Raw genomic sequence first — 20,116 nt, 5'->3', positions numbered from 1 at the left:
TACCCCCGAAAGGGCCTTTCCGTTCGACTTGCATGTGTTAAGCACGCCGCCAGCGTTCGTCCTGAGCCAGAATCAAACTCTCCAAACAAAAACTGTTCGAAACAATCTGACCAAACAGACACCAAAAACTGGCATCGAAAAACACCACACCCACAAACGGGAAAACAGGGCATGGCAAAAACAACAACAAACAAAAACCACCAAACACACTATTGAGTTCTCAAACAACACACCCGCACGGCCGCGCCACTAGCCCGCGGCTTTGAAGCCGCGTACTCGTAGTGCGGACGCTCAGGAACCCACCGAAGTGGGATTTCCCTCTGGGAGTCGCCGCGCTCTTCGGGCTTGGCCCGTGTCGCAGCGACGAGTCCATAAGTTACGTGAGGGAAAAGTAGGAGTCAAATGGCCTGATAGAACGGGTTTTTCATCTCGATACCCGTCACGCGCACCGCAGTGCGTTGGCTCCCACCGAGTTGTTCAACGCTTCCCCGCCCGCCGTTGTTCCCGCGACCTTCAAACCCTCAAGCAACCCGTTCGATGCCCGCGATGTTGCGCTTACCGCGACGCAGCACCAGCCATCGGTCATGCAGGAAGTCGGTGGGCTGTGGAACCCACTCCTCGCTGTCGACCCGGGCGTTGTTGACGTAGACGCCGCCCTCGCCGACGGTGCGTCTCGCGGCACCTTTGCTCGGCGAGAGCCCACTGGCCACGAGCAGGTCGACGATGGTGTCGGGACCGCCGGGCTTCAGCTGCGCGACAGCGGCCTCGCGCAGCGCCGCGCCCAGCGTTGGCTCGTCCAGCTCTGCCAGTTCGGCCCGCCCGAACAGGGCCTGGCTTGCGTGCTCGACGGACCGCATGGCCGATTCGCCGTGCACCAAGGTGGTGAGCTCGCGCGCCAGGCGCCGCTGCGCGGCACGTTCATGGGCCCGCTCCGCGGTCGCCTGTTCCAGTTCGGTCACCTCGGCGGGCGATAAGAAGGTGAACCAGCGCAGATACCGGACGACGTCCGCATCGGCGGTGTTGATGAAGTACTGGTACCAGGCGTACGGGCTCGTCATGTCCGGGTCGAGCCACAGGCTGCCGCCGCCGGTCGACTTACCGAACTTCTTGCCTTCGGAGTCGGTCACCAACGGGGTGGTCAGGGCGTGAACCATGGCCCCGTTCTTCTGGCGGACCAGTCGAACGCCGGCGATGATGTTGCCCCACTGGTCGGAACCGCCGATCTGCAGAGAGCAGTCGTACCGCCGATGCAGCTCCACATAGTCATTGGCCTGCAGCAGCATGTAGCTGAACTCGGTGTAGGAAATGCCCTCACCCTCGAGGCGGCGCCGGACGGTGTCGCGGTCGAGCATGACGTTGACAGAGAAGTACTTGCCGACGTCGCGCAGGAACTCGATCGCCGACAGAGGGCCGGTCCACGACAAGTTGTTCTCGATGACGGCCCCGGTCGTGGTGTCGTCGAATTCGACGAAGCGCTCGAGCTGCCCTCGGATACGGTCCGCCCACTCCGCCACGGTGTCGGCGGTGTTCAGCGTGCGCTCCCCGGTATCGCGAGGGTCGCCGATCATGCCGGTGGCACCGCCTGCCAGAACAATCGGCCGATGGCCCGCCTGCTGGAAGCGGCGCAGCGTCAACAGCGGGATGAGATGGCCCGCGTGCAGGCTCGGGGCCGTCGGGTCGAAGCCCGAATAGACGGTGACGGGCCCGGCCGCAAGGGCCTCGGCCAGCGCGTCGCGGTCGGTCGATTGCGCGATCAGCCCGCGCCACTCCAATTCGTCGAGGATCGACGTACCCATGCGTGCGATCTTTCCGTACTAGTCGCTTTCTCCTGGAGCCGGTGCCCGTGGGCTCCGCCGATACGCCGACACCTCGGGCCGGCCTGCCAGCCAGAACCGCCAGGGACGGTCGGCGGCCTTGCTCACGCCGACGCGCGGGCCTTCGTCGGCGACGTGTCGCTCCCCGAGCGTCAACTGGATCGGGCTGTCCGGGTCGAAGATGTCGATCCCGTTGTCTTCCATCGTGATTCCCAGCGCCGAGCACAGGTTGCCCGGCCCGCGAGCCAGTGCGGCGGGGCGGACCGAGTCGCCGCGGCGGGCATGTGCGGCGCTCAGGCCGGCCTCGATGGCGGCGGCCCGCAGCAGCACCGCGCCCGCCACACCGTCCGTTGCACAGACGACGTTGGCGCAGACGTGGATGCCGTGGCTGCGATAGGTGTACAGCCGCCCCGGCGGACCGAACATCACGCGGTTGCGCGGTCCGGGGCCGCGGTAGGAATGGGCCGCGGCATCGGGCCACGGCCCATCTGGCGGCCCGCCGTAGGCCTCGACCTCGACGATCTTCGCGCTGACCCCGCGCGCAGTGAGGTCGGCGCCGAGTAGTCGGCGGGCGGCGGTCAACGGGTCGACCGACAAGAGTTCAGCGGTCAAGGTCGACCAGGCCTTTTCGATTCATCGACCGCGATCCTACGGAGACCCTTGACACGCCGCGGCGACGCGAGGAGATTTCATCGCATGGTGACTTCATCGAATGATGAATTACTGGGCGGCCGTGTCACCCCCGCGGTCGAGATCGAGAATCTCCGGGTCATCCGCGGTGATCGACTGGCTGTCGATGACGTCACGGTGGCGATCGCACCCGGCACCATCACGGGCCTGCTGGGTCCATCCGGATGCGGGAAGACGACGCTCATGCGAAGCATCGTCGGCACCCAGATCCTCGATTCCGGCACGGTGTCGGTGCTCGGGAAACCGGCCGGCTCGGCCGACCTACGTCACCGCGTCGGCTTTGTCACCCAGACCCCGACGATCTACGACGACATACGGGTCATCGAAAACGTCCGCTACTTCGCCGCGCTGTACGGCACCGGCCCCGACTCCGCCGACGACGCCGTGACCGCCGTCGGGCTCACCGACCATCGAACCGCGCTGGGCGCCAACCTGTCCGGAGGGCAGCGAACCCGGGTCTCGCTGGCGTGTGCGTTGGTTTCGCATCCCGATCTGCTGGTGCTCGACGAACCGACCGTAGGCCTCGATCCGGTCCTACGCGTGGAGCTTTGGGCCCATTTTCAGAGCCTTGCCTCGCGAGGCACCACGCTCTTGGTGTCGAGCCACGTCATGGACGAGGCCGATCACTGCGGCGAGTTGCTGCTCATGCGGGAAGGCCGAGTGCTGGCCCACACGACGCCCTCGCAACTACGAGAGGACACAGGATGTCAGTCGCTGGAGGAAGCGTTCCTGTCCGTCATCAAGCACAGCACCGCAGCCAGCGCAGCCGGCGCCGGCTGAGTCCGCAGGCGTACCTCGCCACCACCGGTCGCATACTGCGCCAACTCGCGGCCGATCACCGCAGTATCGCGATGATCCTCATCGTGCCGAGCGTGGTCATCGCGTTGCTGTACTTCATGTTCCAGAATCTCCCGCACCCACCCGGGGCGCCGAGCCCGTTCAACACCGCCTGCCTGATCATGCTCGGTCTGTTCCCGCTGATCCTGATGTTCCTGATCACCTCGATAACGATGCAGCGGGAACGGGTCTCGGGCACGTTGGAGCGGATCCTGACCACTCCCCTGCGCCGGCTCGACCTGCTGGCGGCGTACGGCACCGCGTTCTCGCTCGCAGCCGCGGCCCAGGCGACGATCGCGTGCATCGTGTCGTACGCGTTCCTCGGGCTACACACCCAAGGCAGCCCCGTGTGGGTCTTCGCGATCGCGATCATCAACGCCGTACTCGGAGTCGGGCTGGGTCTGCTGTGTAGCGCCTTCGCGCGCACCGAATTTCAGGCTGTGCAGTTCATGCCGCTGGTGATCGTCCCCCAGCTTCTTCTGTGCGGGATCATCGTGCCGCGCGCCATGCTGCCGGAGTGGCTGCAGTGGATCAGCAACGTGTTGCCGGCAAGCTACGCTCTGGAGGCACTGCAACAGGTCGGGGCATACGCCGAGCCGACGTTCACCGTGGTGCGCGACGTCGCGGTGGTCATCGGTTTCGCGATGGCCTCCCTCTGCCTGGCGGCGGCCACGCTACGACGAAGGACACCGTGACAACGTTGACCACCAACGCCGAACGCAAGCGGCCGGGACGACCGCCCGGCCCGTCAGACACCCGTGAACGAATTCTGAACAGCGCACGGGAGTTGTTCGCGCGCAACGGTATCGACAAGACCTCGATACGCGCGATTGCCGCTGCCGCTGGCGTCGACCCGGCGCTCGTACATCACTACTTCGGAACCAAGACCCAGCTGTTCGCCGCCGCGATCCACATTCCGATCGATCCCATGCAGGTCATCGGCCCGCTGCAACAGGTTCCCGTCGAAGAGATCGGCCGCACCCTGCCGTCTCTTCTACTGCCGCTGTGGGATTCGGAACTGGGTAAGGGTTTCATCGCCACGCTGCGGTCGATCATCGCGGGCAACGACTCCTCGCTGGTGCGGTCGTTCCTGCAGGAGGTGATCGCCAGAGAAGTGGGCTCGCGCGTCGACGATCCGCCGGGCAGTGGACCGGTCCGCGTGCAGTTCGTCGCCTCGCAACTGGTCGGCGTGGTGATGGCCCGCTACATCCTCGAGCTCGAGCCGTTCAAATCGCTGCCGGTGGACCAGGTCGTCGAGACCATCGCGCCCAACCTGCAGCGCTACCTCACCGGTGAGCTACCCGGCTTCACCTGATGCGCGGTCCAGCATCCGTTGATGCTCGGCATCGTCGGTGATCTCGACGGCCTCGTCGATCAGCAGCACCGGGATGCCGTCGTCGATGCGGTACGCCCGGCGCAGCCTGGGGTTGTAGAGGTATTCGTCGCCGATGAGCAACAAGGCGCCCCGGTCCTGCGGGCAGACTAGGATGTCGAGCAGTTTCTCGTCGAGGGCCACGGCGATCAGCCGGCCGGGACGGGTACGGCGGGTGTGACGGGAATCCCGGCGATGGATCCGCCGCCGGCAGCGGCTTGCTGCGCGGCGCGCGCCTGCATCTTGCGCTGGTGGGTGATCGTTTCTTTGAGCGCTTCGACGAGCGGCGTCTGATTCGGCCGGTCCTCGAGGGCCTCCTTGAGTGCGACGGCGTTCGCGTTGGACGGGCGGAAGCCCAGCCGGCGCAGCTTGACCGCGTCGTCGATCAGCACGGAGACCTGGCCACCGCCGTCGCCCTGCCGGTACTCCTCGTGGATCATCTGCAGCACCTGATCGGCGTTGACCCTGGGCGCGGACTCCTCGGCTCTGTTGCAGTCGTCACCGGTGCACGGGGTCTTCGGGCCGTCGGCCTGGGGCTCGGGCGCCTCGGATTGAACGGTCGGTTCGGCGGGCTGCGCCGTCGCCGTCGGACCTGCGACACCGGTCAGCAGACCGACCGTCAACACGCCGCCGGCCATACCGCCGATGACGATGCGACGCCAGATGTCGCGCGGGCTACCGGTTCGCGATGTCATCAATCCTCCAGCTCGGTGGCGTGGCGGCCGGACCGCCGACGTGCCGCAAGCGGGAGCCTAACAGCGCTCGGTCCGGGTGGCAGGTCGTCGTGACCGCCCCCGCTACTGGCCTTCGGCCATTTCGGCACGGACCGCCACGGTCAACCGCTTGTACCGATTCGTATCGGGGTCCAGGTACCACGCGTTACGCGACGGCTTGGGAATGCCCTCGGCCCGCAGCGGGCTGACCAGCGGCCGGTACGACGCGCTGAGCGTCATCCTCGGCACCACGTGGACGATGTCGGGCGGCTCTCCCACCGCCAGGTCCGCGAGCGCCTCCGACAGGTCGGCAGACGGAATGCTGCCGCCGGGGCGCAACTCCAACGCTGTGATGGCCAGCTGCCGTCCGTTGGCCTGCACTCCGTAGGTGACCGAGAGGTTGACCGCCCCGAGGCAGCCGACCGCATCGTTGACGGTGGATGCGTAGACGCAGCCGCGGTCGGTGTGGATGACCAGTCCGCGGCTGTCGACCAGCCAGTAGTCGCCGTCGTCGTCGCGGCGGAACAGGTACTCCGTGGACACCCACGTGTCGGCCGGGGCGAACACCCCTCGCTTGATCGAGGCGGTCGGGTCGACGGGGCCGCGTGGTCGCGCGAGCAGCACACCGACCTCGTTGGTCTCGGCGCGACGGACGAAGCCACGGTCGTCCTCCAGGATCAGATCCTCGGAGGGGTCGTAGGCGGCCAGCGCCAGTTCGCGGCTGCCCGGTAGCGGACGGCCCTTGCTGCCGATTTTCGCGCCGGACACGTTGGCCAGCACGGCCTGTCCATCCGTGGTCGCGAAGAACTCGACAACGAGGGCGGGTTCGAAAATCTCGACGACGCGCTTCCACAGTCCGGTCGGCATGCCGGAACCGATGAACAGCCGCACCGGGTGGCTGCCGTGCAGCGAGAACGACGGGTCATCGATGACGTCGCGCAGCATCGCCCAGGTGTAGCTGACGACTGTCACCCCGTACTGGCGGAGCTCGTTGAGGAACCGGTCGGGCCGCAGGCTGCGCGACAACGCGATCCGCGAGCCGCCGACGGTGGCGCCGCCGATCGCGACCAGCAGGCCGGACTGGTGGTGCAACGGCGTCAGGCAGTACACGGTGTCGCTGCGGCTGAGGTTGGCCGCCGACGCGGTGCCGAACGCCGAGATCGCCCACCGTGCGTTGGTGATCTGCCGGGCGACCAGTTCGCCGCCGGCCGAGCTGAACCCGATGAAGGCCAGGTCGCGGGCCAGACCCGGATTCGGCCGGTACCACCCCGGCAGCTCGACCGCGTCCGGATCGATCTTCTCCATGTCGATGACGTCGCTGTCCTCGGGCACGTCGAGGTCGCGCGCCTCACCGCCGCCCAGCACCAGCACGCGCATGTCGAGTCGCCGGGCGGCCTCGAGATGGCTGGGGTCGGCGATGATGTCCGACACCGAACCGAGACGGGCAGCGGTGGGCAGATCGGCGTCAGGCGGCATCAGCACCGCGACCGCTCCGAGTCGCGAGAGCGCGGCGATCGCCACCAGCGCGCTGGGCCGGGTTTCCATCAGGACGCCGACACGTGCGCCTTGGCGCACCCCGACCTCGATGAGGCCGCGGACGACGTTGTTGATGCGCCGGTCCACGGCTTCGTAGGTGTGGACTCGACCGTCGAACAGCAGGCAGTCACCGCGCGGGAAGTCGCGTGCCTGTTCGGACATGATGCGGCCGAACGAGATTCGGGTGTGCTCGTTAATCTGGCCGAGCCGGGCCAGGCGCGGCAGCGTGCGCGCCGTTTCGACGGCCAGGGCCCTGGCCGACTTGTTGGCGCTCACCACGGCATCGGCCGCCGAGCGGGCCAGGGTCCATGCCATCTCCGTGGCGGCGGCGGTGCCGTGCGCAAGGCGCGAGCTCAGCGAAACACCGGTCTCGTTGGGTTCGGCTGGCTGCAGCGCCATCGGGTTGACGCCCTCGGGCCGCTCACCGGAGCCGTCGAGCCACTTGACCCACTGCGCCACGGCCGGCCACGTCTGGGTGGACGCCTTCGATCCGACAACAAGCCCGAAATGGCCTGCGCGGATGAGGAATTCGTAGACATCAGCCTTCGGGGCGGCGCGCTTGATGCCGCGCACGGAGGCCGGCTGGCCGATGTCGTCGACCTCGCCGACCACGGCCAACACCGGGCATTCGATATCGGACAGCGTGACCAGGTCACCGTGAATCGAGAAGCCGCCGCTCATCATCCGGTTGTGCGCGATGAACTGTTTCAGCAACTCGGCGATCGCGGGCCCCGACCACGCGATCCAGCCATCGGAGGCCAGGAACCGGCGTTGCTGCTCGCGGGGCAGCAGGGCTTCGCGATCGTGCAGCTGACGCAGGAAGTCGATGCGCGACTGGGCGGTCTTGATCGGGTCGAGCATCTGGAAGCCGGTTCGCGCCAGCCAGCCCGGGATGTCGATCCGGCTGAACACATGGTCGGCCATGAAATCCGCGGCCGCGGGCGCGACGCTGGCCGGCAGATTCATCGGCAGCGCGGCCAGGGTGTCGACCGGCGAACCGAACGCGATGATGCTCGCCAGATCCTTCGACCGGCGGTAGGCGGCGACCTGATAGGCGAACATCCCGCCCTGCGAGTAGCCGGCGAGGTGCACGTCGCGCCCAGTGACCTCTTTGACGGTGTCGATGGCCTCGCTCAACGCGACGACGTGGTCGGCCAGCGTGCGTTCCATACCGCCTTCGACCTTGTCGGGTGAGCCGAAGTCGATGACCCACGGGTCGATGCCCGCGGTGTGCAAGATGCCCACGGCGCCGTCGTCGCGGGTGACGTCCCACATGTCGGCCGACATCATCATCGGATGCACCATCAGCACTGGCGGGCCGGGCTGCTTGGTTCCCGGCCTCGTATCGGGCGGGAAATAGCGTCGCAGCCGGTACATCGGGACGCTCTGGATGATCTGGAACGGCGAGGGTACGGCGCCCGTCTCCAGGCCGCCGTAGCGCAGCACCTCCAGCCCGTTCTGGGCGGTCGCCACCAGTCGTCCGACCGGCTTGGTTATCGCCGACAGGTCCACACCGCACGCTCCCCTTCTGGCCGACATGAAAACCCCCGAAATGGCCGACGTCATCATGGCACAGGGGCCCGGCCGGCAGGGCCGACCTATCATCGGCGGCTGATGGCGAACCTGATCAATGTCGAGCGCGCAACCGTCGGCTACGGCACCCGCACATTGCTCGATGCGATCAGCCTGGGGATCGATGAAGGCGACGCGGTCGGTGTCGTCGGGCGCAACGGTGACGGTAAGACGACGCTGCTGCAGATCTTGACGCTCACCCGCGAGCCGGATTCGGGCCGGGTGACCCACACCTCGGGGTTGTCGGTGGGCTACCTGCGCCAGAGTGACGACTTCGCCGCCGACGCCACCGTGCGCGACGTGATCGTGGGTGGCCGTCCCGATCACGTCTGGGCTGCCGAAGCCGAGACCCGTGACGTCGTCTCGCACTTGTTGGCTGACGTCTCCCTCGACAGTGCGGTCGGTCGGCTCTCCGGCGGGGAGCGACGCCGGGTGGCGCTGGCCGCGGTGTTGATCGCCGGTCATGACGTCCTCGTGCTCGACGAGCCGACCAACCACCTCGACGTCGAGGTGATCGGATGGCTGGCCGCCCAGCTCAATCGGCGACGGGCCAAGGCGCTGGTGGTGGTGAGCCACGACCGCTGGTTCCTCGACGCGGTGTGCACCAGAACGTGGGAGGTCCACGACGGTGCCGTTGATGGATACGAAGGCGGTTATGCGGCCTACGTGCTCGCGCGGGCCGAGCGGATGCGCCTGGCGGCCGGCGCCGAGGCGCGCAGGCAGAACCTCATGCGCAAGGAACTGGCGTGGCTGCGGCGCGGACCACCGGCGCGAACGTCGAAGCCGAAGTTCCGCATCCAGGCCGCCAACGAGTTGATCGCGAACGAACCACCGCCGCGCGACTCCCTGGTTCTGCAGCGGTTCGCCACGACCCGGCTGGGAAAAGACGTGTTCGACCTGCACCGGGTGCGGCTGGAGGTCGGCGAAACCGTGGTGTTGGACCAGGTGGACTGGTCGATCGGACCCGGTGCGCGGATCGGGCTGGTCGGAGTCAACGGCACCGGCAAGACGTCGGTGCTGCGACTGCTGGCAGGTGAGCTCGCTCCGACGGCGGGCACGATCAAGCGGGGCGCAACGCTCAAGATCGGCTACCTCAGCCAGGCGCTGGCCGAACTCGACGGCGACGACCGGGTGCTCGACGCGGTCGAGGACAGGCGAAGGATCACCCAACTGGCCGGCGGCGGCGAGATCAGCGCCGACACCTTGCTGCGGGACTTCGGGTTCACCGGCGACAAGCTGACCACGCGGATCTCCGAGCTTTCCGGTGGTGAACGACGCAGGCTGCAGTTTCTGCGGTTGCTGCTCGAGGAACCCAACGTGCTGCTGCTCGACGAACCCACCAACGACCTCGACATCGACACGTTGACCGTCATCGAGGACTACCTCGACGGCTGGCCGGGCACGCTGATCGCCGTCACCCACGATCGCTACTTCCTCGAACGGGTCTCCGACGTCACCTACGCCCTGACCGGGGGCGGCCGTTGCGATCTGTTGCCGGGCGGGATCGAGCAGTATCTGGCCGACCGCGCGGCGGCGGCGTCACCACCGCCTGCACCGACGGCGGGTGCGCAAGGTGAAACGGCGTCGGCGCGGGAGCGGCGCACCGGTAAGGAGATGGCGCGCATCGAGGGGCAGCTCGAGAAGCTCGAGTCGCGCATCGCCGAGTTGCACGAGTCGATGGCCGAGGCGGCGGCGGACCACGTCCGGTTGGGTGAGCTCAACGCCGAGCTTCAAGAGCTGTTGAATCGCAAGGAATCTCTCGAGGAAGCATGGCTGGCCGCCGCGGAAGGCTCGACGTCGTAGCGTAGGTCTATGGCAACCAGAACGAGTGCTGTCACCGCGCTCGCAGGGGCCGCCCTGCTCCTGCCGGGGTGTGGCTCGACCAGCGAACCCCAGTCGACGGTGACCATCACGGAATCCACCCCGCTTTCGAGCAGGCCCGCGGGCGACCAGACTTTGCCGCCGCAGACGGGAGGCGCCGCCCCCGCCCGGCCGGCCCGCGACCAGTGCGTCCGCCTCGACCCCGCGCCTGACGGCCGGTACCAGGTGTTCGACGCGGGGACGGCGGTGGTCCCCTTCGCGGACGGTCGCCTCACCCTCGAATCGGTGACCCCGGCGGAGGGTTGGACGCATCGCGTCGACGATCAGCACCCCGAGGAGGTCGAGATCTCGTTCCGCAGAGGAACCGAGGACCTCGACCTGGAGATCGAGGTCGATGACGGCCGTGTCGAGGTCAGTATCTGCAACGACGACGATTGACGCGCGGCTAGCCGAGGGCCCGGTCCAAGAACGCGATCTGGTCGGTGATCACTTGCCGCCGGACGTCGTCGCGGTAGAAGTCGAAATGGGCGACGTCGTAGGCCTGCAACTCGCCTCGGGGTGCGAGTTCGGCAAGCCGGCCCGCGTCAGCCTCCTGAGTTTCCTTGTCCCGCTTGCCGATACACACCAACACAGGCGCGCGCACGCGTGGTGCGTGGTCGCCGGGTTTGTAGCGCATCATCGCGAACAGCGCCCGCGGTGCGACCTCGTTGCGCCAGGTCGGGCTCTGCATTCCGTCGATGGTCTGCTGCGCCTCGGAACTGGCCATGACCGCGAGCTCACCCGGGTTTCCCACCGCTTTGATGTACGCGGGTGATGCGCCCAGAGCACCGCGGACGGTGTCGGCGGTCATCGCCCACAGCAACCGCAGCGTGGCCGCCGTCGACCGCCCCTCGACTTTTTTCGGGAATCCGTTGAACGGGATCTGGGCGATCACCGCCGCGATCCGCGGGTCACGTGCCGCCGCCGTGACGACGTGGCCGCCGCCGAGCGAAGTGCCCCACAACACGATGCGGTCGGGGTCGACATCGTGACGGCCACGTGCGAACGTGACTGCTGCGGCGATGTCATCGAGTTGGCCGCTGATGTCGACCAATTGCCTTGGCTCACCGGCGCTTTCGCCGAAGTTGCGGTAGTCGAACGTGAGGGCCGCATAGCCGGCCTCGGCGAAGCTCGTCGCGTTCGCCGTGAACGCCGGGGTGTCCTGCGTACCGCCGAAGCCCTGGCACAACACCACACAGGGGCGGGGTTCGTGCTGTCCACCGCTGTAGAGGTGGCCCACCAGAGTCGCCGCACCGGAGCTGAATTCGACGCGTTCGGTCATCCCCTCAACAGTAACCGCAACCGGTCGGCCGTCTCGCGTACGACGCCCAGCTGCCGGGCGACCTGGGTCGGTGCGGTGCCGCCGCGCGCGTCACGGGAGTCCACCGACCCTTCGACGGTCAGGACCTCGCGCACCTGCGGGCCGAGTTCGGGGTGGATTGCGACGAGTTCGGCGTCCTCGAGTTCTTCCAGCCCGATGCCTCGCGCCTCGGCCGCGCGCACCGCGGCGCCCGCGGCCTCATGCGCCACCCGGAACGGCACTCCCCTGCGCACAAGCCATTCGGCGACGTCGGTGGCCAGGGTGTAGCCCAGCGGGGCAAGCTCGGCCATCCGGTCGGTATCGAAGCGCAGAGTGCCGACCAACCCCGCCATCGCCGGCAGCAGGAGTTCGAGCTGCGCGACGGAGTCGAACACCGGTTCCTTGTCCTCCTGCAGGTCCCGGTTGTAGGCCAACGGTTGCGCTTTGAGGGTCGCCAGCAAACCGGTGAGGTTGCCGATCAACCGGCCGGCCTTGCCGCGGGCCAGTTCGGCGATGTCGGGGTTCTTCTTCTGCGGCATGATGGAGCTCCCGGTCGACCAGGCGTCGTGCAGGGTGACGTAGCCGAATTCGGTTGTGCTCCACAGGATGATGTCTTCGGCCAGCCGGGACAGGTCGACGCCGATCATCGAGAACACGAATGCCGCCTCGGCGGCGAAGTCCCGCGATGCGGTGGCGTCGATCGAGTTGTCGGCGGCGGAGTCGAAACCGAGATCCTCGGCGATCGAGTCGGGGTTCAGGCCCAGCGACGACCCGGCCAGCGCACCGGACCCGTAGGGCGACACCGCGGCCCGCTTGTCGAAGTCCGCAAGTCGGTCGACATCGCGCAGCAACGGATGCGCATGCGCCAGCAGGTGATGCGCGAGCAGGACGGGTTGGGCGGACTGTAGATGCGTCTTGCCCGGCATGATCGCGGTCGGGTGCGCGGCCGCCTGGGTCGCCAACGCGTCGACAACCTGCAGGGCGCCGTCGGCGACACGCCTGATCGCGTCGCGCAGCCACATCCGAAACAGCGTGGCCACCTGATCGTTTCGCGACCGGCCCGCCCGTAGCCGGCCGCCGAGCTCCGCGCCCACGCGGTCGATCAGGCCGCGCTCGAGGGCCCCGTGCACGTCCTCGTCGGTCGCCAGGGGTTCGAAGCTGCCGTCGGCCACGTCGGCGGCCAGGCTGTCGAGCCCCGCGAGCAGCCCGTCGCGCTGATCGTCGGTCAGCAGCCCGGCATCGTGCAGCACCTGCGCATGCGCCTTGGACGCCCGGATGTCGTAGGGGGCGAGCACCCAGTCGAAGTGGGTCGATTTCGACAGGGCCGCGAGCGCATCGGACGGTCCGTCGGCGAACCGCCCGCCCCACAGCGAACCTTCGTTCGTGCTCATATCAGGTCACTCACTTCGGCGCGAGAGACCGCGTTTGTCCGTGTGACAACGGCGTGTCGGCGGGCAGACACGGTCGCTCGCGGTGGTGGTGGTGGTGGGTGGCGCTTACTCACTCGATGCCCAGGTCCCGGCGGGCGGCGATGCTCGACGACAAACCGTGGATCTGCACGAAACCGCGGGCTGCCGACTGGTCGAACGTATCGCCCTCGTCGTAGGTGGCGAGGTTGAAGTCGTAGAGCGACTCGGCGCTGCGACGGCCGTTCACCGCAATGTGCCCGCCGTGCAACACCAACCGGATCTCTCCGGTCACGTGCTCCTGGGTCTTGGCGACGAACGACTCGAGCGCGGTCTTCAGCGGCGAGTACCAGAGTCCGTCGTAGACCAACTCTCCCCACTTCTGGTCGGTGTGGCGCTTGAACCGGCCCAGTTCCCGCTCCAGCGTGACGTGCTCGAGTTCGGTGTGCGCGGTGATCAGCACCATCGCGCCCGGCGCCTCGTAGATTTCGCGGCTCTTGATGCCGACCAGCCGGTCCTCGACGACGTCGAGCCTGCCGACGCCCTGCTCACCGGCCCGGCGGTTCAACTCCTCGATCGCCTGCAGCACCGTCACCGGGCGGCCGTCGATCGACACCGGCACGCCGCGTTCGAACCCGATGATCACCTCGTCGGGTGTGCTCCAGTTGACCGTCGGGTCCTCGGTGTAGTCGTAGACGTCCTTGGTGGGCGCGTTCCACAGATGCTCGAGGAAGCCGGTCTCCACGGCGCGACCCCAGACGTTCTGATCGATCGAGAACGGCGAGCGCTTGGTGACGTTGATCGGGATCGCGTTCTCCTCGGCGAACGCGATCGCCTTCTCCCGCGTCCACGCGTAGTCGCGCACCGGCGCGAGCACCTTGAGATCCGGTGCCAGCGAGGCGAACCCGACCTCGAAGCGGACCTGGTCGTTGCCCTTGCCGGTGCAGCCGTGCGCGACGGTGCCGCCGCCGTGCTCGCGCGCCGCGGCCACCAGATGTTTGACGATCAGCGGTCGGCTCAGCGCGGAGACCAGCGGATAGCGGTCCATGTACAGCGCATTCGACTGGATCGCGGGCAGACAGTACTCGTCGGCGAACTCATCGCGGGCGTCGATGACGACGGCCTCCACGGCGCCGCAGTCGATTGCGCGCTTGCGCACGACCTCCATGTCCTCGCCGCCCTGGCCGAGGTCGATTGCGACGGCGACCACCTCGCGCCCGGTCTCCTTGCCGATCCAGCTGATCGCCACCGAGGTGTCCAGGCCACCGGAATAGGCCAGGATGACGCGTTCGGACATCAGCAGGTCTCCTTTTGTCTAATGCTCTCGAGTTTCGTTGCCAGTTCGGCGCCGCTCATCGGCTCACGTGCGACGACCAGGATGGTGTCGTCGCCGGCGACGGTACCGACGACGAACGGGAGTGCCGCGCGGTCCATCGCGCTGGCAAGGTAGTGCGCGGCCCCGGGCGGGGTACGCAGGATGGCCAGGTTGCCACTGGCGTCGGTGGACACGAGCAACTCGGCCAACAACCGCGACATCCGCTCGGTGCCACCGGATACGCCGCGCACGGGGCTGCCGTCCTCGGGGACGATGTACACGCCGACGCCGCCGTCGGCACCGCGCAGTTTCACCGCGCCGAGTTCTTCCAGGTCGCGCGACAGCGTGGCCTGCGTGACCTCGATGCCCTCCTCGGCCAGCAGGGCCGCCAGTTCGGTCTGGCTGTGCACCGACCGCGACGACAGGATCGCCACGATGCGGGCCTGCCGTCCGGCACGAGTCGCCGCTGAAGTCACTTCGCCCGCTCCAGCAGCCACACCAGCAGTGCCTTCTGCGCATGCAGGCGGTTCTCGGCCTCGTCCCACACCGCGCTCTGTGCCCCGTCGATCACATCGTCGGTGATCTCCTCCCCGCGGTGCGCCGGAAGGCAATGCAACACAACGGCATCGGCGTCGGCGCGGCCCAACAGGGCCCCGTTCACCTGGTACGGCCGGAACGGCCCCACCCGGTCCAGGCCGTCGTTCTCCTGGCCCATCGACGTCCACGTGTCGGTGACCAGCACGTCGGCACCGTCGGCTGCGGCGTCGGGGTCCTCGGTGACCGTGACGGTCGCACCGGTCTCCGACGCCCGCTTCTGCGCGGCGTCGACGAAATCCGGATGCGGTTGGAAGCCTGCCGGTCCCGCGATCGTCACGTCCACGCCCGCGGTGACACCACCCAGCATCAGCGAATGCGCCATGTTGTTGGCGCCGTCGCCGAGGTAGGTCATCCGCAAGCCGGCCAGCCGGCCCTTGCGCTCGGCGAGGGTCTGCAGATCGGCCAGCACCTGGCACGGGTGGAACTCGTCGGAGAGCGCATTGACGATCGGCACGCTCGCACCTGCCGCCATCGCGGTCAGTCGGTCCTGGGCGAACGTGCGCCATACGATCGCCCTGACGTACCGCGAGAGCACCCGGCCGGTGTCCTCCAGCGTCTCATCGCGGCCCAGCTGAGTGCTGCGGCCGTCGACCACCACGGCGTGCCCGCCCAGTTGGGCGATGCCCAGCTCGAACGAGAACCGGGTCCGGGTGGAGTTCTTGTCGAAGATCACCGCCACTCCGTGCGGGCCCTCCAGCGGACGGCGGCTGAACGGTTGGACTTTCAGCTCGGCCGCCAGGGTGAGGACCTCGGCCTGCTCGTCGGGGCTCAGGTCGTCGTCACGCAGGAAGTGCCGGATGGTTGCGGTCATGACGCGGCGCCTTTGTCGAGGACGGCGGGAAACGCGGCGAGGAAGTCGTCGACCTGAGCGTCGCTGATCACCAGTGGCGGGGCCAGCCGGATCACATCGGGAGCCGCGGCGTTGACGAGGAAACCGGCGTCGCGGGCCGCGGCCTCGACGGCTTTGGCGGCCTCGGCGGTCAGCACGACGCCGAGCAGCAGGCCGCGGCCGCGGACGTGATCGATCAACGGATGCCCGAAGGCCTCGATGCCCGCCGACAGGGTCTTGCCGAGCACGTCGGCGCGGGTGATCAGGTCGTCGTCGGCCAGCACGCGGAGCACCGCGAGCGCGGCGGCGGTGCAGACGGGATTGCCGCCGAACGTGCTGCCGTGCAATCCGGGCGTCAGCAGCTCAGCGGTTTCGCCTGTGGCGATACATGCGCCGATCGGCAAACCGCCCCCGAGGCCCTTGGCCAGGGTCACGACATCGGGGGTGATCCCGTCGTGTTGATGCGCGAAAAACGCTCCGGTGCGCCCCATTCCGGTCTGCACCTCGTCGAGCACCAGCAGCGCGTTGTGCCGCGCGGTGATCTCGCGGGCCGCGACGAGGTAGCCGGCGGGCGGAACCACGACCCCGCCTTCGCCCATGATCGGCTCGAGGAACACCGCCGCGGTTTCGTCGTCGACCGCGGCTCGCAACGCATCGATGTCGCCGTAGGGCACATGGGTCACCTCACCCGGCAGCGGCGCGAACGGCGCCTGCTTGGACGGCTGACCGGTGAGCGCCAGGGAGCCCATCGTGCGACCGTGGAAGGCGCCTTGCGCCGCAACCAGTTTCGTGCGGCCGGTGAGGCGGGTGATCTTGAACGCGACTTCGTTGGCCTCGGTGCCGGAGTTGCAGAAGAACACCTTGGCGGGGGCCGACGGGCCCGAACCGAGGAGCCCGACGAGCGCTTCGGCGAGCGCGACACCGGGTTCGGTCGCATACAGGTTCGACGTGTGACCCAGCGTGTTGAGTTGAGCGGTGACGGCTTCGATCACGGCCGGGTGCCGGTGGCCCAGGATGTTGACCGCGATGCCGCCGAGCAGATCGACATAGGTCTTGCCGTCGACGTCGGTCACCACCGCACCGTCTCCGCTGGACAACGCCAGCGGCGGGGTGCCGTAGTTGTTCATCATCACGGCCTGCCACCGCTGCAGCAGAGTCATGAGCGCACCACTTTCGTCCCCGTCCCCTCGTCGGTGAGCAGTTCGACCAGCACGCAGTGCTCGACGCGGCCGTCGATGACATGCGCGCTGGGCACGCCACCCGCCACCGCGCGCAGGCACGCCTCTATCTTGGGCACCATCCCGGCCTCGAGTGTCGGCAGCATCTGAGTCAGTGCGGCGGAGTCGATCTCGCTGACCAGCGACCCGCGGTCGGGCCAGTTCGTGTACAGGCCCTCGACATCGGTGAGCATGAGCAGCTTCTCGGCGCCCAACGCCTCGGCCAGCGCGGCGGCCGCTGTGTCGGCGTTGATGTTGTGCACCACCCCGTCGACGTCCGGAGCGATGGTCGATACCACCGGAATCCGGCCTGCGGCAATGAGATCCAGCAGCGATCCGGCGTTGACCTTTTCGACGTCACCGACCAGGCCGATGTCGGTGGCCACACCGTCGACGGTCACGCTGCGCCGCACCGCGGTGAACAACTGGGCGTCCTCGCCGGTGACCCCGACGGCGTACGGCCCGTGGGCGTTGATCAATCCGACCAGTTCCCGGCCGACCTGACCGAACAGCACCATGCGCGCCACATCGAGTACCTCGGGTGTGGTGACCCGGAACCCGCCCTTGAAATCGCCTTGTATTCCGAGGCGTTTGAGCATCGCGCTGATCTGGGGGCCGCCTCCGTGGACGACGACGGGATGGACGCCGCAGTTGCGCAGGAAGACCATGTCGGCGGCGAACGCGGCCTTGAGCACGTCGTCGGTCATCGCGTTACCGCCGTACTTGATCACGACGATCTTGCCGTGCAGTTGTTTGAGCCACGGCAGCGCTTCAGCCAGAACCTTGGCCTTGATCGGGGTTTCGACGCTCATGAGCTGTACGCCGAGTTCTCTTCGACGTAACCGTGCGAGAGGTCGGTGGTGCGGATGGAGGCCTGCGCCGACCCGTCACCGAGGTCGATGGTGACGGTGATGTCGGCCCCGGAGAGATCCACGTCGCGCGAACCCGGCTGCGGCGCCCCGTCCCGCCAGACCGCAAACCCGTTGAACGACACCGTGACCCGCTCCGGATCCACCTTGAACGGCGCCATGCCGATGGCCGCCAACACCCGGCCCCAGTTCGGGTCCGAGCCGAACAGCGCGGTCTTGACCAGGCTGTCGCGCGCGACGATGCGGGCGCCGAGCAACGCGTCGTCCTCGGAGGCCGCACCCGCCACCGTGATGACGATTCGCTTCGTCACGCCCTCGGCGTCGGCCTGCAACTGCTGACACAGGTCGTCACAGACCCGCAGGATCGCCTCGTCGAGTTCGCCCTGGCCGGGGGTGATCGCACTGGCGCCGGACGCCAGCAGCAACACGGTGTCGTTGGTCGAACAGCTGCCGTCGACGTCGAGGCGGTCGAAGGTGCGCGCGGTGGCGCGAGTCAGTGCGGTCCGCAGTGCATCCGAATCGGCGACGGCGTCGGTGGTGATCACGCACAGCATGGTGGCCAGTGACGGGGCGATCATGCCTGCGCCCTTGGCCATTCCGCCGACGGTCCAGTTGTCGGCGTGGTGCAGCGCGACCTGCTTGGGCACGGTGTCGGTGGTCATGATGGCCCGCGCGGCCTCCTCGCCGCCGGTGAGTCCACCCGACAGTTCGTGCACGATCTCGGTCACGCCGGGGAGCACCTTGTCCATCGGCAGCCGGTCGCCGATCAGCCCGGTCGAGCAGACCGCGACCTCGATCGCACCGGTTTCGGTGCCCCAGTCGCTCAACGCCGCCGCGACCGCCTCGGCGGTGGCATGGGTGTCCTGGAAGCCTTGCGGTCCGGTACAGGCGTTGGCGCCGCCGGAGTTCAGGATCACCGCGCGCAGGCGGCCGGTGGTGAGCACCTGTTGGCTCCACAGCACCGGAGCCGCTTTGACCTGATTGCGCGTGAACACGCCCGCGGCGGCGTAGTCGGGTCCCTCGTTGAACACCAACGCCAGATCCAGCGCCCCGGAAGCTTTGATACCGGCGGCGATTCCGGTCGCGCGGAAGCCCTCGGGGGCGGTGACGCCCTGGGTGCGAAGCAGCCGTGTGCCGTCCGTCACGGCGCCACGCCCACGATCGAAAGGCCTTCGGTCTCCGGCCAGCCCAGCGCCAGGTTCATCGACTGCACCGCCGCCCCGCCGGTGCCCTTGACCAGGTTGTCGATCGCGGCGACGGCGACCAGTGTCTTCGCGTCGTCATCCAGCGCGACGGCCAGCTGTGCGGCGTTGCTGCCGAGCACCGAACCCGTCTTCGGCAGCTGCCCTTCCGGCAGCAGGTGGACGAACGGCTCGGCGTGGTAAGCCTTTTCGTAGGCGGCGCGGATCTCCGAGAGCGGAGCGTCGGTGCGCGCGGTGCAGGTGGCCAGGATGCCCCGGGACGTCGGGATGAGCACCGGCGTGAACGAGACGGTCACGTCCTTGTCGGTGACCGCGCGCAGCCCCTGGGCGATCTCGGGTGTGTGCCGGTGCTTACCGCCGATGTTGTAGGCCCGCGCCGATCCGATCACCTCGGCGCCCAGCAGATCGGGCTTGGCGGCCCGGCCCGCCCCCGACGCGCCGCTGACCGAGACCACGGTCACGGCCGGCTCGATGAGGTCTTCTGCCAGCGCGGGCCACAGCGCCAGCAGGGCCGCGGTCGGATAGCAGCCGGGCACCGCGATGCGCTTGGCGCCGCGCAGCCGGTCGCGCGCACCCGGTAGCTCCGGCAGCCCGTAGGGCCAGCTACCGGCGTGTTCGGATCCGTAGAACCGCTCCCACGCCGCGGCGTCGGTGAGCCGGAAGTCGGCGCCGCAGTCCACGATCACGGTGTCGTCGCCGAGTTGTTCGGCCAGCTGAGCCGAATGCCCGTGCGGCAAACCCAGGAAGACCACGTCGTGACCGCGCAGCACGTCTTCGTCGGTGGCTTCGAGCACCCGGTTGGCCAGCGGCAACAGGTGCGGATGGTGCTCGGCCAGCGAGGTGCCCGCACTCGCCGCTGCGGTCAGCGCACCGATCGTCAGTCGGCCATCGGTGTAGGCGGGATGACCGAGAAGGAGGCGTAGGATCTCACCGCCGGCGTATCCGCTGGCGCCCGCTACCGCGACTGAAACCATGCAGGCAATTCTG

The 20,116-nt window shown here is 68.0% G+C and carries 19 protein-coding genes and 1 rRNA gene; 5 read left to right on the top strand and 15 right to left on the bottom strand.

The genetic code is table 11. The annotated features are described in order from the left end of the window. The 3 genes from RMCN_RS30200 to RMCN_RS30190 all read right to left on the bottom strand — a co-directional run. Window positions 1-88: ribosomal RNA gene (locus RMCN_RS30200) — 16S ribosomal RNA — on the bottom strand; the annotation flags it as partial. A 433-nt stretch (window positions 89-521) separates the two neighbouring features. After that, window positions 522-1,796, bottom strand: coding sequence for a tyrosine--tRNA ligase (tyrS, locus tag RMCN_RS30195; protein WP_067396891.1), 1,275 nt, complete (start codon window positions 1,794-1,796; stop codon window positions 522-524). An 18-nt stretch (window positions 1,797-1,814) separates the two neighbouring features. Continuing rightward, complete coding sequence (locus tag RMCN_RS30190; RefSeq protein WP_067396889.1) at window positions 1,815-2,426, bottom strand: DNA-3-methyladenine glycosylase; 612 nt, start codon at window positions 2,424-2,426, stop codon at window positions 1,815-1,817. 84 nt (window positions 2,427-2,510) lie between these two features. Here RMCN_RS30190 and RMCN_RS30185 point away from each other — a divergent pair, with 84 nt between their 5' ends. The 3 genes from RMCN_RS30185 to RMCN_RS30175 are packed head-to-tail and all read left to right on the top strand — an operon-like array spanning window position 2,511 to window position 4,656. Continuing rightward, window positions 2,511-3,284, top strand: coding sequence for an ABC transporter ATP-binding protein (locus RMCN_RS30185; RefSeq protein WP_067396887.1), 774 nt, complete (start codon window positions 2,511-2,513; stop codon window positions 3,282-3,284). Continuing rightward, the gene (locus RMCN_RS30180) at window positions 3,209-4,036 is read left to right on the top strand and encodes an ABC transporter permease (RefSeq protein ID WP_084377886.1); all 828 of its coding nucleotides are present in this window, start codon (window positions 3,209-3,211) and stop codon (window positions 4,034-4,036) included. The genes RMCN_RS30185 and RMCN_RS30180 overlap by 76 nt, the downstream gene beginning before the upstream one ends. Window positions 4,037-4,041: 5 nt before the next feature. Beyond that, entirely contained in the window at window positions 4,042-4,656 is a 615-nt protein-coding gene (locus RMCN_RS30175; RefSeq protein ID WP_064415282.1) for a TetR/AcrR family transcriptional regulator, read from the top strand. Here RMCN_RS30175 and RMCN_RS30170 read toward each other — a convergent pair. The 3 genes from RMCN_RS30170 to RMCN_RS30160 form a co-directional block, all read right to left on the bottom strand. Then, the gene (locus tag RMCN_RS30170) at window positions 4,639-4,863 is read right to left on the bottom strand and encodes a Trm112 family protein (RefSeq protein ID WP_201029015.1); all 225 of its coding nucleotides are present in this window, start codon (window positions 4,861-4,863) and stop codon (window positions 4,639-4,641) included. The genes RMCN_RS30175 and RMCN_RS30170 overlap by 18 nt on opposite strands. Beyond that, complete coding sequence (locus RMCN_RS30165; protein WP_064415274.1) at window positions 4,863-5,408, bottom strand: hypothetical protein; 546 nt, start codon at window positions 5,406-5,408, stop codon at window positions 4,863-4,865. Before RMCN_RS30165 ends, RMCN_RS30170 begins: the two co-directional genes overlap by 1 nt. A gap of 102 nt (window positions 5,409-5,510) precedes the next feature. Beyond that, window positions 5,511-8,501, bottom strand: a complete 2,991-nt coding sequence (locus RMCN_RS30160; protein WP_234787844.1) for an acyl-CoA synthetase — start codon at window positions 8,499-8,501, stop codon at window positions 5,511-5,513. A 75-nt stretch (window positions 8,502-8,576) separates the two neighbouring features. Between RMCN_RS30160 and RMCN_RS30155 the strand changes: the two genes are divergently transcribed. After that, entirely contained in the window at window positions 8,577-10,337 is a 1,761-nt protein-coding gene (locus RMCN_RS30155) for an ABC-F family ATP-binding cassette domain-containing protein (RefSeq protein ID WP_067396881.1), read from the top strand. Window positions 10,338-10,346: 9 nt separating this feature from the next. After that, the gene (locus tag RMCN_RS30150) at window positions 10,347-10,793 is read left to right on the top strand and encodes a hypothetical protein (RefSeq protein WP_131808628.1); all 447 of its coding nucleotides are present in this window, start codon (window positions 10,347-10,349) and stop codon (window positions 10,791-10,793) included. Window positions 10,794-10,800: 7 nt separating this feature from the next. Here RMCN_RS30150 and RMCN_RS30145 read toward each other — a convergent pair whose 3' ends face one another. The 9 genes from RMCN_RS30145 to argC all read right to left on the bottom strand — a co-directional run bounded on the left by RMCN_RS30145 (window position 10,801) and on the right by argC (window position 20,103). Next, window positions 10,801-11,676 (bottom strand): alpha/beta hydrolase, encoded by an 876-nt coding sequence (locus RMCN_RS30145; protein WP_067396878.1) that lies wholly within the window; start codon window positions 11,674-11,676, stop codon window positions 10,801-10,803. Beyond that, entirely contained in the window at window positions 11,673-13,085 is a 1,413-nt protein-coding gene (argH, locus tag RMCN_RS30140; protein ID WP_067396876.1) for an argininosuccinate lyase, read from the bottom strand. Before argH ends, RMCN_RS30145 begins: the two co-directional genes overlap by 4 nt. A 109-nt stretch (window positions 13,086-13,194) precedes the next feature. Beyond that, window positions 13,195-14,397 (bottom strand): argininosuccinate synthase, encoded by a 1,203-nt coding sequence (locus RMCN_RS30135; RefSeq protein WP_064346272.1) that lies wholly within the window; start codon window positions 14,395-14,397, stop codon window positions 13,195-13,197. Next, window positions 14,397-14,891 carry an arginine repressor gene (locus tag RMCN_RS30130; RefSeq protein WP_067396874.1) on the bottom strand — a complete coding sequence of 165 codons (495 nt, stop codon included), beginning with the start codon at window positions 14,889-14,891 and terminating at the stop codon, window positions 14,397-14,399. Before RMCN_RS30130 ends, RMCN_RS30135 begins: the two co-directional genes overlap by 1 nt. Next, window positions 14,888-15,823 carry an ornithine carbamoyltransferase gene (gene argF / locus RMCN_RS30125; protein ID WP_067396871.1) on the bottom strand — a complete coding sequence of 312 codons (936 nt, stop codon included), beginning with the start codon at window positions 15,821-15,823 and terminating at the stop codon, window positions 14,888-14,890. The genes RMCN_RS30130 and argF overlap by 4 nt, the downstream gene beginning before the upstream one ends. Then, the gene (locus RMCN_RS30120; protein WP_067396868.1) at window positions 15,820-17,001 is read right to left on the bottom strand and encodes an acetylornithine transaminase; all 1,182 of its coding nucleotides are present in this window, start codon (window positions 16,999-17,001) and stop codon (window positions 15,820-15,822) included. Before RMCN_RS30120 ends, argF begins: the two co-directional genes overlap by 4 nt. Then, a complete protein-coding gene (gene argB / locus RMCN_RS30115; RefSeq protein ID WP_064346268.1) occupies window positions 16,998-17,870 on the bottom strand; it encodes an acetylglutamate kinase in 873 nt (290 codons plus the stop codon). The genes RMCN_RS30120 and argB overlap by 4 nt, the downstream gene beginning before the upstream one ends. Beyond that, window positions 17,867-19,072, bottom strand: coding sequence for a bifunctional glutamate N-acetyltransferase/amino-acid acetyltransferase ArgJ (gene argJ, locus RMCN_RS30110; protein ID WP_067396866.1), 1,206 nt, complete (start codon window positions 19,070-19,072; stop codon window positions 17,867-17,869). Before argJ ends, argB begins: the two co-directional genes overlap by 4 nt. Continuing rightward, on the bottom strand, window positions 19,069-20,103 hold the full coding sequence (gene argC, locus RMCN_RS30105; RefSeq protein WP_067396864.1) for an N-acetyl-gamma-glutamyl-phosphate reductase: 1,035 nt from the start codon (window positions 20,101-20,103) through the stop codon (window positions 19,069-19,071). Before argC ends, argJ begins: the two co-directional genes overlap by 4 nt. Between the last annotated feature and the right edge of the window lie 13 nt (window positions 20,104-20,116).

This window comes from Mycolicibacterium novocastrense (assembly GCF_001570485.1).
GTDB lineage: Bacteria > Actinomycetota > Actinomycetes > Mycobacteriales > Mycobacteriaceae > Mycobacterium > Mycobacterium novocastrense.
Note: the sequence above shows the minus strand (reverse complement) of the source record. Positions and strands in the feature narration are given on the sequence as shown.

Bases quoted from the DNA above. Each gene is read 5' to 3' on its own strand.
- argH (WP_067396876.1), bottom strand. From the start codon at position 13,085: ATGAGCACGAACGAAGGTTCGCTGTGGGGCGGGCGGTTCGCCGACGGA.
- argB (WP_064346268.1), bottom strand. From the start codon at position 17,870: ATGAGCGTCGAAACCCCGATCAAGGCCAAGGTTCTGGCTGAAGCGCTG.
- RMCN_RS30145 (WP_067396878.1), bottom strand. From the start codon at position 11,676: ATGACCGAACGCGTCGAATTCAGCTCCGGTGCGGCGACTCTGGTGGGC.
- RMCN_RS30135 (WP_064346272.1), bottom strand. From the start codon at position 14,397: ATGTCCGAACGCGTCATCCTGGCCTATTCCGGTGGCCTGGACACCTCG.
- RMCN_RS30150 (WP_131808628.1), top strand. From the start codon at position 10,347: ATGGCAACCAGAACGAGTGCTGTCACCGCGCTCGCAGGGGCCGCCCTG.
- RMCN_RS30120 (WP_067396868.1), bottom strand. From the start codon at position 17,001: ATGACTCTGCTGCAGCGGTGGCAGGCCGTGATGATGAACAACTACGGC.
- argC (WP_067396864.1), bottom strand. From the start codon at position 20,103: ATGGTTTCAGTCGCGGTAGCGGGCGCCAGCGGATACGCCGGCGGTGAG.
- RMCN_RS30185 (WP_067396887.1), top strand. From the start codon at position 2,511: ATGGTGACTTCATCGAATGATGAATTACTGGGCGGCCGTGTCACCCCC.
- RMCN_RS30160 (WP_234787844.1), bottom strand. From the start codon at position 8,501: ATGTCGGCCAGAAGGGGAGCGTGCGGTGTGGACCTGTCGGCGATAACC.
- tyrS (WP_067396891.1), bottom strand. From the start codon at position 1,796: ATGGGTACGTCGATCCTCGACGAATTGGAGTGGCGCGGGCTGATCGCG.
- RMCN_RS30180 (WP_084377886.1), top strand. From the start codon at position 3,209: ATGTCAGTCGCTGGAGGAAGCGTTCCTGTCCGTCATCAAGCACAGCAC.
- argF (WP_067396871.1), bottom strand. From the start codon at position 15,823: ATGACCGCAACCATCCGGCACTTCCTGCGTGACGACGACCTGAGCCCC.
- RMCN_RS30155 (WP_067396881.1), top strand. From the start codon at position 8,577: ATGGCGAACCTGATCAATGTCGAGCGCGCAACCGTCGGCTACGGCACC.
- RMCN_RS30165 (WP_064415274.1), bottom strand. From the start codon at position 5,408: ATGACATCGCGAACCGGTAGCCCGCGCGACATCTGGCGTCGCATCGTC.